The sequence below is a fragment of the Bremerella volcania genome (assembly GCF_007748115.1).
In the GTDB taxonomy this organism is placed as follows: Bacteria; Planctomycetota; Planctomycetia; order Pirellulales; family Pirellulaceae; genus Bremerella; species Bremerella volcania.
The window spans coordinates 4,051,542-4,064,905 of record NZ_CP036289.1 but is presented as its reverse complement, the minus strand read 5'-3'; the positions used below and the strand labels follow the sequence as shown (position 1 = coordinate 4,064,905).

8 protein-coding genes and 1 tRNA gene are annotated in these 13,364 nt (G+C 57.5%); 7 read left to right on the top strand and 2 right to left on the bottom strand.

Annotated features, from left to right (window positions below; all coding sequences use genetic code 11):
• The first annotated feature begins 60 nt into the window (after window positions 1-60).
• The 4 genes from Pan97_RS16115 to Pan97_RS16100 all read left to right on the top strand — a co-directional run bounded on the left by Pan97_RS16115 (window position 61) and on the right by Pan97_RS16100 (window position 7,410).
• On the top strand, window positions 61-3,345 hold the full coding sequence (locus Pan97_RS16115) for a PSD1 and planctomycete cytochrome C domain-containing protein (RefSeq protein WP_144974277.1): 3,285 nt from the start codon (window positions 61-63) through the stop codon (window positions 3,343-3,345).
• Window positions 3,346-3,387: 42 nt separating this feature from the next.
• A complete protein-coding gene (locus tag Pan97_RS16110) occupies window positions 3,388-4,776 on the top strand; it encodes a DUF1501 domain-containing protein (protein WP_144978462.1) in 1,389 nt (462 codons plus the stop codon).
• Between the two features lie 183 nt (window positions 4,777-4,959).
• A tRNA-Lys gene (locus Pan97_RS16105) sits at window positions 4,960-5,032 on the top strand.
• A gap of 881 nt (window positions 5,033-5,913) precedes the next feature.
• Window positions 5,914-7,410, top strand: coding sequence for a cytochrome-c peroxidase (locus Pan97_RS16100; RefSeq protein ID WP_144974275.1), 1,497 nt, complete (start codon window positions 5,914-5,916; stop codon window positions 7,408-7,410).
• 62 nt (window positions 7,411-7,472) lie between these two features.
• Here the strand turns inward: Pan97_RS16100 and rsmH are convergent, their stop codons facing one another.
• Window positions 7,473-8,360 (bottom strand): 16S rRNA (cytosine(1402)-N(4))-methyltransferase RsmH, encoded by an 888-nt coding sequence (rsmH, locus tag Pan97_RS16095; protein WP_144974273.1) that lies wholly within the window; start codon window positions 8,358-8,360, stop codon window positions 7,473-7,475.
• Between the two features lie 483 nt (window positions 8,361-8,843).
• Window positions 8,844-9,965, bottom strand: coding sequence for a glycosyltransferase (locus Pan97_RS16090; RefSeq protein ID WP_144974271.1), 1,122 nt, complete (start codon window positions 9,963-9,965; stop codon window positions 8,844-8,846).
• A 128-nt stretch (window positions 9,966-10,093) separates the two neighbouring features.
• On the opposite strand from Pan97_RS16090, the gene queA reads away from it, so the two are divergent.
• The 3 genes from queA to Pan97_RS16075 all read left to right on the top strand — a co-directional run bounded on the left by queA (window position 10,094) and on the right by Pan97_RS16075 (window position 13,255).
• Window positions 10,094-11,140 (top strand): tRNA preQ1(34) S-adenosylmethionine ribosyltransferase-isomerase QueA, encoded by a 1,047-nt coding sequence (queA, locus tag Pan97_RS16085; protein WP_144974269.1) that lies wholly within the window; start codon window positions 10,094-10,096, stop codon window positions 11,138-11,140.
• A 250-nt stretch (window positions 11,141-11,390) separates the two neighbouring features.
• Entirely contained in the window at window positions 11,391-12,008 is a 618-nt protein-coding gene (locus Pan97_RS16080) for a phosphoesterase (protein WP_144974267.1), read from the top strand.
• Between the two features lie 38 nt (window positions 12,009-12,046).
• Window positions 12,047-13,255, top strand: coding sequence for a cysteine desulfurase family protein (locus Pan97_RS16075; protein ID WP_144974265.1), 1,209 nt, complete (start codon window positions 12,047-12,049; stop codon window positions 13,253-13,255).
• Window positions 13,256-13,364 lie beyond the last annotated feature (109 nt).

Here is a 13,364-nt window from a genome sequence, read left to right as displayed (position 1 = left end):
AGCCATCCTGCCTTCCCGCCTTCGACGACTCCTGCCCCAGCGGAAACCATGGTGCCACTCTTGATACGGTCCAGCTTGGCTGCCTGTTTATCGATCACGGCGATGACGCTTGGCGTCGTCGCTGCCGAACTCGATACGCCGCAGTTCGATGATGCCCAACTCGAGTTCTTTGAGAAGGAGATCCGTCCTATTCTGGCAAAGCGGTGTTACGAGTGCCACGGGCCTGACTCCGAAACGCCGGGTGGCGGATTGTTCCTTACTTCGCGTGGAGCGCTGCTCGCAGGAGGGGACAGCGGCGCGTCGATCGTCGTCGGCAAGCCTGACGAAAGTTTGCTGATCGAAGCGATCCACTACGACGGCATCTACCAGATGCCACCCAAGTCACGGATGCCGGAGGATGAGATCGCCAAGCTCGAACAGTGGGTCGCCAGCGGAGCCGCCTGGCCGGTCAGCGACGAAAAGAATACACCCCAAAAGGAAGTCTTCGATCTCGAAAAGCGAAAGGCCGAGCACTGGGCCTGGCGACCGGTCACCCGTCCGCAGTTGCCGGCCGTGAAGAACGAGGCTTGGGTTAAGGATCCCGTCGATCGTTTCATCTTGGCAAAGCTCGAAGACGCAGGCCTCGCGCCCAATGGCCCGGCCGAACCAGCCCTTCTGATTCGAAGGCTTAGCTTCGACCTGACCGGGTTGCCGCCTAAGCCGGAAGAGGTCGAGGCCTTTGTGGCCGACCCATCTCCGGCCGCCATCGAGAAGGTCGTCGACCAGCTACTGGCTTCGCCGCGCTTTGGTGAACACTGGGGACGGCATTGGCTCGACCTGGTACGCTATGCCGAATCGCGAGGGCACGAGTTCGACTACGACATTCCCAACGCTTACCAGTATCGCGACTATGTCATTCGTGCGCTGAATCAAGATCTCCCGTACAACGAGCTGGTCGTTGAACACATCGCTGGCGACCTGCTCGAAAGGCCGAGGACGAACGCCGAGACCGGCAGTAACGAGTCGGTCCTGGGGACAGGCTTTTGGCACTTGGGAGATTGGGTCCATTCGCCGGTCGACATTCGCAAGGACGAGACCGATCGCTTCGATAACATGCTCGACGTCATGAACAAGGCGTTCCTGGGGCTGACGGTAACCTGTGCCCGCTGCCACGATCATAAGTTCGACGCGATCTCGCAGGCCGACTATTACGCCCAGATGGGGTTCCTTCAAAGTTCGTCGTATCGCCAGGTTCGTTTTGAAACGGCCGAGCACAACCAGAGGATCGCGGACTCGCTGGATAAGTTGAAGGACGAATTTCAGAATAAAGCCAAGGCGGCCTATCAAAGCGGTATCGATCGAGTGTCCGGCCGCTGGGAGAAGGAACTGCTGACGCCCGGCTCGCCTTGGAATCTGGTTTTGGCGGAAGCTGCCAAAGACGCCAAACACCCGCTGCACTACTGGGCGAAGTCTTTCAGCGTTACCGACGAACAGCGTCCCCTGCTATTGGAAGAGGTGCACAAGCTGGCCGAGCAGCAGCGTTTGTCCATTGCGGATTACCCAGGGCACGTGATTCACGACTATGAGAATCTGCCTAAGACGCAGTGGCGAACCGATGGTGTCGTGTTTGGAAATGGCCCGGAGAAGCCAGGGGCATTTCTCTGGAATTCTTCGAACGAACCTGACGTGATCGGCGTTCGAACGGACGGTGCGGCAGTCTACGACACGCGCTGGAGCGGACTGAAGCTAAAGCCGGGGGTTCAGGATGATTTCGGAAAGACACGCGGCTGGAATCGTGCCGGACGTACGCTCAAGACCGATACCTTTACGCTCAAGGACGGACGCGTTCACTACCTGGTGAAAGGAAGTGGTTATGCTTTCGCCGTAATCGATTCCCATCGGATGGTGCAGGGGCCGCTTCATGGAAAGTCAGGCAATCGCTGGGAGTCGAAGGACGCCAGCCAGGTTCAGTGGATTCGGCACGACCTGCGAGATTATCTCGGACACTCGATTCATCTTGAGTTTACTCCGATGGATGACCAGCCGTTGGAGGTCTTGTTGGTCGTCGATGGCGAGCAGATGCCTCCCAGGGCGAAGGACGCGGCGAAAGCCGCACTCGCGTTCGATCAGGCTGCGTCCAGCGGTGACGTCAACGCCCAGCGCTTCCTGCAAACATTGAAAGGCGCGATCGATACCCCGGACGGTGCCTCCCTGGCAAATTGGCTGGTTCGCAATTGGGATAAGCTGATGCCAGGCGAGCCCAATCCGTTCAAGGATTTGGCGAAACAATACCGGGATCAATCCCAGGCACTGTTGGCGGACGTGCGGTGGGAATCATGCACCGCTCCCGGCATGTGGGATAACTCGGCTGAGAAGGAATCCCTGTTGATCCGGGGCAATACGAAAACCCCGGCCGGGCTGGTCGAGCGACAACTGCTCACCGCGATTACCGGCACGGACAACTCGTTCGATCCGCACGGCAGCGGACGTTTGCAACTGGCCCATCAGATGATGAACGCCGACAATCCGTTCGCTTCGCGCGTGGCCGTGAATCGTGTTTGGCATTACCTCATGGGACGGGGCATCGTTCGTTCGGTCGATAACTTCGGCGTCCTCGGCGAGTTGCCAACGCATCCGCAGCTACTGGATTACCTGGCAGCCGAGTTCGTCGAAGATGGCTGGTCCCTCAAGCGAATGATTCGACGAGTCGTGCTGTCGCAGACCTACCAGATGTCATCGACGCAGGCAGGCTCCGCCGAACAAGCCGATCCGAAGAACGACCTGTTCCATCGAGCCGAAGTGAAGCGTCTGTCAGGCGAGGCCATCCGGGACAGTCTGCTGATGGTCAGTGGCCGTCTGGATGAAAAGATGTACGGCCCAAGCGTGCCGGTGTACCTGACTTCGTTCATGCAAGGCCGTGGTCGTCCTGGTCAAAGTGGTCCCGTTGACGGGGCAGGGCGGCGCAGCGTTTACCTGGAAGTCCGACGTAATTTCCTCGCGCCGATGATGCTGGCCTTCGATACGCCCCAGCCGATCACGACGATCGGTCGCCGCAATCAATCGAACGTGCCGGCGCAATCGCTGATACTTCTCAACGATCCGTTCGTCATCCAGCAGTGTGAAATCTGGGCCAAGCAGGCCATCACCCAGACGCCTGACGACACGCAACTGCGAATCGAGCGTATGGTCGAGCAGGCCTTCTCGCGCAAGCCGACCGCCGAGGAACTTACGCTAGCCAAACAGTTCCTGGAGAGCCACGGGCAGACGTTGTCGATCGCCCCGCAACAGATGGCTTCATCGGTCGAGTTGTGGCGCGATCTGGCGCATGTGCTGGTCAATGCCAAGCCGTTTATTTTTGTTCGTTAAGTGGGGAGTTGCCGCGTGGATTGTTGTCCTCGACCTTCGGGAATGCTGAGCCGTCGCCAATGGTTAGGCCAGGCCGCTTGCGGTTTTGGTTCGGTCGCGCTCAACTGGATGCTGCAGCGCGACGCGGCCGCGGCGGATGGACTAGGCCTGCTGGGGGCTCCACACGCGTCGCCGAAAGTCCGTAGCGTCATTTTCCTGTACATGGACGGGGGACCTTCCCAGGTGGATACGTTCGACCCGAAACCCCTGTTGAATAAGTACGATGGTCAGCCATTTCCAGCGGAAACAGAGCCGACGCAGTTCAATAACCTGGGCGGAACGCTGGCGAGCCCTTGGAAGTTTCAGAAGTACGGACAAAGTGGCATTGAGGTCAGCGAACTCTTCCCGAATGTGGCCAAGCACGTCGATGACCTGGCCCTCATTCGCTCGATGACGTCGAACTTCTCCGAACATACCAACGCCAATTACTTCCTGCATACCGGCAGCGGCTTGCAGGGACGCCCCAGCATGGGAGCTTGGACGACCTATGGTCTAGGCAGTGAGAACGACAACTTGCCGGGGTTCGTGGTGCTCAATGGTGGGCTGATCCCGCCGGGCGGGCTCGATAACTTCAACAGCGGTTTCCTGCCGGCGGCATTTCAAGGGTCGATCTTCGCCGCCAGTGATCCGCCGGTGGCCAACATCCGCTCGCGCGATAAGAGCCCGGCGGCGCAGCGCAGTAAGTTGGATTTATTGAATAAGCTTGACCAACTGACGCTCGATCAGGTTGGCAGGAACGACCAGATGGAATCGGCGATTGCCAATTACGAACTGGCTTATCGGATGCAATCGGCGGTGCCCAACCTGATGGATCTCGCCGACGAAACTCCGCAGACGCTGGAAGAATATGGTTTGAACCATTCGTACGACCCGACGAAGACGTTCGGTCGGCTGTGTCTGCTTTCACGTCGACTGGTCGAACGAGGCGTTCGCTTCGTTGAATTGACGGTGCCCAATGTCGGTCACGATCGCTGGGATCAGCATAGCAATTTGAAGGATGGGCACGAGAAGAACTGCCTGGCCGTCGACCAGCCGATTGCCGCCCTACTGGCCGACCTGAAGCGGCGCGGCATGCTCGATTCGACGCTGGTCGTTTGGGGAGGCGAGTTCGGACGGACTCCCTTCGCTCAAGGCAAGAATGGCCGTGATCACAATCCGTTTGGCTTCACCATGTGGATGGCCGGTGGAGGGGTGAAGGGAGGCACCGTCTACGGCAGCACCGACGAGTTCGGCTACAAGGTGGTCGAGAACCGCGTCGAAATGTACGACCTGCACGCCACCATCCTGCATTTGCTGGGGGTCGACCATCGCCGCCTGACCTTCCGCTTCAGCGGCCGGGACATGCGATTGACCGACGTCCATGGCCACGTGCTACACGACATCCTGGTGTAGATTCCAGGAAGAAATTCACGCCCCGAAGGTGAACATATCCCTGGCAATGCGGTCTACTGGAAAAGAACGAGCGAAGTTCATTTCGCAGCAAAACGTCCGCCAGTCACCAGTTACGACGAGGGCGTTCTTAACCGCCCCTTGACAATCCAGCCCATCCGGCGGAAACTGGTTCCCTTCCCAAGCGAGACCGTAGCTCAGTCGGTAGAGCAACGGACTTTTAATCCGTAGGTCCTGGGTTCGAGCCCCAGCGGTCTCACTTGTTTCGCCACTTCGCTCTGTGTGAAGTGGCGTTTTTTGTTTCTTGGGGCTGACCGTGCGTCTTTCTATACAGCCCCTCCTTTCTGGTGCCTGAATTATCCCATTTTGTTGGTTAATTACGCATCGAAGTTCGTTGACTTGATCGTTCTGCGGGTTTAGAAAGAACTCGCGTTCAAAGTCAAAGTTTGACGAATGCGCGGTTTGCATAAACCTTGGGGGGCAGCGCGGGCTACCTCAAAAAAGTCGTTTCCAGGCCAAGCGGTTGGAATGGATTGTGTTGTGGGAGACTGGATCAGTCGACACAGCGCAGTGGCTTTTCGAGGCGTAACAGGTCCAGTAAATCCTCTTAAGAATCGGGCGTCGCTCACCTCTTTTATGGGTGAGGTCTTAAAGACGTTGTGATGTGTTCTTTGCGAAGTGCGCTCGAAGTCAACAGCGGAGAGCAATACCAGGGAACCTACGTCAGTCCATCTGCTTTCCCTCGTGTTCGCAAGACGGGTTGCGTATCGCCGTGAAATAGGTGCGCGAGCCCGCGAAGTCGAAAATGAGTCCCGCATCGAACGCGCATAAAAATGGCCAGTAAGTCCCAGCGCCAACCGGAAGACTTACTGACCGATGTATCGAAGAGCGCTATTGGTATGCGCTCAGGACACGTACTTCAGATTTTAGCGCAAGGGCATGGATAGTAAAGATCGAAACTCTCTATTCGATCTCCCTGAAGCGATGACGTCGGCATCGCTTCACTTGTCCTTTTTTGTCTTTACGCTGCTCTGTCTTCTGGGGAGGCTGATCGCCCGTCCACCCCCTGGCCGCATGTCGTTGACACCTTTGATTTGATGAAACATGTGAGACGAAAAATTTATTCGGGGGAAATAGACGATGCCACTTAAACTCAAGCCACTTAAGTATTTGCTAAGCGTTTTGACGCTTTTAGCCGGTACCCAGGCAGCCACAGCTCAAGGGCTATTTGGCTTTCCGCTGGGACCGCAGCAGGAAACGCTCGATCCGATGGAGCAACTCGGACGCGAGTTGTTCAACGACACCAATCTTTCAACGCCACCAGGGCAAGGCTGCGTTACCTGTCATGCACCGGAAGTCGGGTTCGTCAGCCCGAATTTCTTTGTCAATCAGTTCTTTGGGCCCCACTTCGGGGCGATACCGCATCGCTTTGGTCCTCGTAAGCCGCCGTCGGCTGCCTATGCAGGCGATTCTCCTGACTTGCGATTCGTCGCGGATCCGGCATTTGCCGTGAACTGGGAAGGAGGCGTGTTCTGGGATGGTCGTGCTGCGGGCCAATTGCCGCTATTTCCGGAATCGGACGACAGCCCTGAGTTCGATCCACTTGCCGAACAGGCCCTATTTCCGTTCTTGAACCCAGTCGAACAGAACGTCGCCAACGAAAAGATCGTGGTTCGCAAGGTAGCCTTCTCGCGCTATCGACGGCTCTTCCTGCAGGTCTGGGGCCGAGGTTCGCTTGATTTCCAGGACGATGAGGTCGTTGCCCGGGCATACGATCGGATCGTGACGTCGATCGCGGCCTTCGAGCGGTCCAGCGAAGTGAATCCCTACAGTTCCAAGTTCGATGCCTGGCTCGCTGGTGAGGCGGAATTGACCGAGCAGGAAAAGCTGGGGCTATGGTTGTTCGAGAATCCATTCGATGGGCAGTCGTTGCTGACGCCCAACGAGGACGAGGGGCGGACTGCATTCCCACAGGGGAATCAAGGCAAGGGACGATGCGGCGTTTGCCATTCCGAATTGCCAGGGCCCAACGATGAGCCACCTTTGTTCACGGACTTCGCCTACCACAACTTGGGCTTGCCGAAGAACCCGGACAATCCGTTTTACTTCATGCCGCGGCGGTTCAATCCAGATGGTCGCGATTTCATCGATCGCGGTCTGGCCCCGACGTTAGAGACGATCGGCCAACCCGATAACTGGACTCCATCAGGCGCCATTACCTCGTGGCAAGAGGAAATCGACAACGCGGAAGGCCGTCACAAAACCCCGACCTTGCGAAATGTCAACAAGCGACCTTTTCCAGGATTCGTCAAAGCGTACATGCATCACGGCGGACTGAAGTCGATGAAGGAAGTCGTGCACTTCTACAACACGCGTGACGTGCCGGAAGAAGCCTGGGGCGAACCTGAAGTCGACTTCGGTAACATTACCGGCGGTATCGTGGGGGACCTGGGGCTTACCGACGAAGAAGAGGATGCCATCGTGGCTTTCATGGCGACGTTGTCCGATGGGTATCAGTCACCCCCTTCCGGACCACAACTGCCTCAACTGCCGCAGTTGCCGACACCGCCATCGCCTCCATCACTGCCGACGTTACCGTCGCCGCCGTCACTGCCCACGATTTTACCTTTCCCGTAACGACCAACATTTGGCAAGTTAACTGATGAGGACGCCCTCTGACTGCGAGGGCGTCTTTTTTGTTAGACTCGCTCGGCCACGCGCAGTTTCGCCGTTCGGCTGCGCGGGTTCTGGGCAATCTCTTCATCGCTGGCCGTTACCGGTTTTTTAGTCAACCGATTCAGGCGGGGGTCGTCGAGGAACGCTTGCTTCACCGGGCGGTCTTCCAGCGAGTGGAAGCTGATGATGGCCAACCGGCCCCCTGGCTTCAGGCGATCAGGCAGCGTTTCCAAGGCCGTTTCCAGCGAAGACAGTTCGCGATTCACGGCGATCCGCAGCGCCTGAAACGTGCGCGTCGCCGGATGGATTCTTCCGCGGCCACTTCCGGCGACCGGTGGATAACAACTGGCGACCACGTCGGCCAACTGCTTGGAGGTCTCGAAGGGGGTTTCCTTGCGAACGTGGCAGATCTTCTTGGCGATGCGGCGGCTCAAGCGTTCTTCGCCGTTCTGATAGATCAGGTCGGCTAGGTCTTTTTCTTTCAGATGATTGACCAGGTCGGCGGCGGTCTTCTTGTCACGCATATCGAACCGCAGATCGAGAGGCCCGTCCGATTCGAAGCTGAAGCCCCGATCGTCGTCGGCCAGTTGATCGCTCGAAAGTCCCAAGTCGAGCAAGATGCCATCGACCTTGTCGATCTCGAGCGAATCGAGAATCTTGGGGATCTCGACGAAGTTGGCATGAGCGATCTTCACCGGCAGACCCGCCAGAGTCTCTTCGGCCCGCTGCAAGGGAATGACGTCGCGGTCTACCGAAACGACAAAGCCGCTCTCGCCGAGCTTTTCGGCCATCATACGCGTGTGTCCGCCGCCGCCGAGCGTGCCGTCGACCAAGATCTTTCCCGGTTGGGGGTCGAGCCAGTGCAGAACTTCCGCTGGCAGAACAGGGACGTGAACGGTAGGAGCGGCCATAGGATCGGTGGAAAGAACTCGGGCAAAACGTCCAGCTTACCGAAGCAATCGGCCCCGCGGCAGGGCGGGAAAGAAAAAATCCGTCGTGGCGCATCCGTGCCCCACATCGACGGATCTTGTGGAGTCACCGCTGCACTAGCGACTTCACAGGGCTTGCCCGACCCGGCGTCAATCTTTGATTCCGTGACGGCACACGTTTTCCCGACAGTGGCCTGATCGGGGTGGCATCGTCGCGCGGAGCAAGCTTCGGACGTAAGAAATTACTTGTTAGTTGATAAACTGTTGTTCAGCAAAACATCAACAATCGATGTCGCCTGATGAGCATGTGATTGAGGATATTCGGTGCACATTTTTCGTCAATCCAGAAACACGCTCGAAAATTTTGCTAGCAAATTACGCTAGCGTGATTAACGATTGGCCATCGCGAGAGTTGCGACGAAGCCCCCCGCTGGAAAAAGTTTTGCAGCTTACCGAAACGGACTGCTAGCGTTTCGGTGATGGGCCGGAAAGTACGTCGTCCAGCGTGGTTTCGTAAGACTGGATCATTTGGCGAAGCGAGAAGTGTGTTTCGATCTGCCGGCGATTGGCTTGACCAAGCTGCTGGCGAAGGGCTGGGTCCTCGATTAGTCGGCGAAGCAGCGCTTCCGCTTCGGGCATTTCCCAGTGATTAACTTTTTGCACGGCGAGTTCGCCAGAAAGTAGTTCACGCACGCCTTCCACGTCGGTAGCGATCACCGGTAAGGCATGGGCCATCGCTTCGATCAACGCATTGGGCATCCCCTCCCAGCGGGAACTGAGCGCGTAGATCTCGCTCTCGCGAAACCAACTGGGCAAGTCGTCCTGCCAGCCAACAAGCCTGACAGAGTCGTTCAGGTCTTCGGATTCAATCTGTACCAGCAATTCCGGAAGAAGCTGGCCGTCCCCGATGATCACCAGTTCCCACTCCGGTTTCTCGCGCAGCAACTGAGCAAGGCGAAAGATCAACCAGTCGAATCCTTTTTGATCGTCGAGACGTCCCACGGCAACGATCCGATGCTTGCGATCGACGGGTTCGGCATAGGTTGTCGGTACGATCGAGTCGACGTCGATGCCGTTGGGAATGACCTGAAGTTTGGACTCCGGCACGCGAAGTGTCTTGGCTGCAAACTGTCGAACCCCTTCGCTGACGCACAACACGCGATCGGCACGCTGGGCAGCCCACGATTGAAATCTTCGACGCCAACTCCCCTGTTCGATGACTCGCAGCGATTGCAGCTTGCGGATGCTCATGCCGCGGGTAGCCATCGCCGAGACGATATTGGCGTGAAACAGAAAGCTCCAGACGGCATCGACCTCGTTCACCTGGATGATTCGCTTCAACCGATTCACGGCCGACAACAGCTGCCACTTGGTACGGCAACCCAGGAATGTGACAGGGATCTGAGCGTCCTCAAGCTGCCGCACCAGCGCATCTTTCGGGTCTTCCGGCGGCGGCGCCAGGGCCACCACGTGCACCGGGAACTTGGACGGATTCAGTCCGCAGGCCACGTTGGCCACGCATCGTTCGGCTCCGCCCATGCCCAGTTCGGTGGTGACGATCAGGATGGGCTTGGGGATTGAGGACATGGTGCTGGCAGCCAATGACGGTATGTGCGGGCCTAGTCGACTTCCCCGCTGACGGCATATACTCAACCATGGACGACACAAAGGACAGGCGTCGTTCAGCGGTTTTTCATTGATGTTTTGCGAGTTCTATGACCAATATCGACCAGTACGACTACCATCTTCCTTCCGATTTGATTGCGCAGCAACCTTTGGAGAAAAGGACCGACGCGCGGCTCTTGGTGGTCAATCGTCAGACGCAGGAAATCTTGCACCAGCATGTGCGAGACCTGCCGGAATTCCTGAAGGCCGGCGATAGCCTGGTGCTGAACAACACCAAGGTCGTCCCAGCACGATTGATGGGCCGAAGAGCCAATACGGGCGGTCGCTGGCAAGGGTTGTTCGTTGAAACCGATCCCCAAGGCCACTGGCTGGTCCTGGCGAAAACACGCGGCAAGATTCAGCCCGGCGAAAAGGTCATTCTCGAGAATCGTGAAGCCCGCGAAGACACTGAACTGGAGCTACTGGCCAACCTGGGTGGCGGGCAATGGGCCGTCAAGCCGCTGACCTCGGAGTCGCCGTTTGACGTGCTCGAACGCGTCGGCCGGGTCCCTCTTCCGCACTATATTCGCGGCGGCGAAATGATGCCGGAGGACTGGAAAGACTATCAAACGGTCTTCGCCGAAACCCCCGGCGCGGTTGCGGCTCCGACGGCGGGGCTGCATTTCACGCACGAACTTTTGAACAAGATCAGCGCCCAAGGGGTCGATCGGCAATTCGTCACCCTGCATGTCGGCATGGGGACGTTCCGCCCAATCGGCGTCGAGAACATCGATGAGCATGAAATGCACTTCGAGTACGGCGAAATCAACCAGGCCACGGTCGATCGTTTGAAAGAGGTCAAAGCCAACGGCGGTCGCGTGGTTTCCGTGGGAACAACCGCCACGCGGGTTCTGGAAACGGCTGCGGCGAGCGGCACGCTCAAGCCATGGGTGGGTAAAACCAATCTGTTCATCCGCCCCCCGTATCAGTTCAAAGCGGTAGATGTCCTGCTGACCAACTTCCACCTGCCCAAGTCGACGCTATTGATTCTGGTGCGGACGTTCGGTGGAGACGAGCTGCTACGCCAGGCTTACCGCGAAGCGATCAACGAAGAGTACCGCTTTTACAGCTACGGCGATGCCATGCTCATCCTGTAGTTTTGCCGTTAATGGTGCGGAAAATCGCTTTAATATACTTTTCTCGGAATTCCGGTGATTTCGCGGGTAATTATCGCGGGAAATGGTTATTGTGAGAGAAGGAAAAACGAATCTTCTCGTCTTGCGTGAAAATATATTCTTCGGTCGTCCTGCGGCACGTAAGAGGGGGAGTCGATAGCTTGATAGCAATTGGGTACGATAGCCACGTGGAACGTTCCAGAGTCAGCCCCCACATGGAAGGGAATACGAAATGAGCATAGCGGAAGTCGAACAGGTCTTAGTGGTACCAACCGAGAAGTTCCACGAGATCGGGCAGTTTCAGGGGTTTCACGACGACGTCGAAACTTACCTGAATCAACTGCTGACTCCAGAACAGATGAGCTTCCGCCCGCGCGACGTCATGGAAAAGTCGCCTGAATTCAAGCAGCTCATTCCTTACGTCATCTTCGAATACAAAGACGATCAAGGGACCCAGCACGTCTTTCAGTACGTTCGCGGCAAGGGACAAGGCGAATCGCGTCTGCACAGCAAGCGAAGCGTCGGTATCGGCGGTCACGTCTCGTCGGAAGATGCCCCGGACAGTGACCAAGATCCTTTCCAGCAGGGAATGCGACGCGAGTTGGAGGAAGAAGTCAGCTTCCATGCTCCGCACGAAATGGTTTGTGCCGGCCTGATCAACGACGACGAATCGGAAGTCGGTCGCGTGCACCTGGGCGTCGTTTATCTCTGCAAGATCGAACGCCCCGAGGTGATGCCCAACGAAGAAGACATCCTCGACGCCGGTTTCCGCCCGGTTGGTGACCTTCTAGCCAAGCTCGAAGAATTCGAGACTTGGTCGAGCATCTGTCTGAAAACGATCTACGGCTAATTGGCAGGCACGCCTATCGAGTACAATGGTGACCGTTAATGATCCGGTTCACCATTTTGGCTCTCGCAGTGCCCATTTACTTCGACAATCACGCTACTACTCAAGTCGATCCTCGCGTCGTCGAGGCGATGCTGCCGACGTTTACCCAGACCTACGGCAACCCGTCGAGTGTCGGGCATCTGTTTGGGGAAGAAGCCAATCAACTCGTCGAATCGTCGCAGCAGTCGATTGCCGCGGTGATTGGGGCCGAGGCCAGCGAGATCGTCTTCACCAGTGGTGCGACCGAAAGCAATAACCTGGCGATCGGCGGCATCCTCTCGCAGCGTCGTCGTCGCGGCAACCATGTAGTGACCGTCACGACCGAGCACAAAGCGGTGCTCGATCCACTAGAGCAGTGGGAGCACCAAGGCTTTGAGATAACCCGGCTTTCGCCCCGCCAGGCTGGCCAGCCGCTGGCCGGCATGCTCGATGCCGAGCAAGTTCGCGAAGCGATACGACCAGATACGGCGCTCGTTTCCGTGATGCTTGCCAATAACGAGATCGGCGTGATTCATCCGGTCGCCGAGATCGGAAAGATCTGCAAAGAGCAGGGCGTGCTGTTGCACTGCGATGCGACCCAGGCCGTGGGCAATCTGCCGGTCGACGTCGAGCGGCTAGGCGTCGATCTGATGAGCTTTTCCGCGCATAAGATGTACGGTCCCAAGGGGATAGGGGGACTGTATGTGCGGAAGCGCCATCCGCGGGTTCGGCTTCAACCGGCGATCTTCGGCGGAGGCCAACAGCGGGGCATACGCAGCGGAACGCTCAATGTCCCAGGCATCGTCGGCCTGGCAGAGGCAGTCCGTCTGAGCCTGGCCGAAATGGATCGCGAGTCACAGCGGTTAGCCGAATTGAGGCAGCGGCTGTGGTCAGGACTGAACGAGCGGATCACCGGCCTACAACTCAACGGCCCGGAACTCGCGGTCGCAGGTGCCCGTCTGGCCGGTAATTTAAACTTCGCAGTCGAGAAAGTCGATGGCGAGGCGTTGATGATGAACGTTCGTGAAATCGCCGTTTCCAGCGGCTCGGCCTGCACTTCGGCCAATCCCCAACCCAGCCATGTACTTAGGGCCATTGGGCTATCCGAAGACCTCACGCGAAGCAGCCTGCGGTTTGGGATCGGCCGGTTCAATACAGCTGAGGAAGTCGATATTGCCGTTGACGTTGTGTCACGTGCGGTGGATAAACTACGTAAGCTGATTGCCTAACAGGGCTTCGGCTGACCGCACCCTCGATTTTTGAGGTAGAATCGGTAACAATGGGGGCGTTGGAAATTCCCCAATAAAATTTGCACCCTTTCCCCGCTTCGGGGCATCG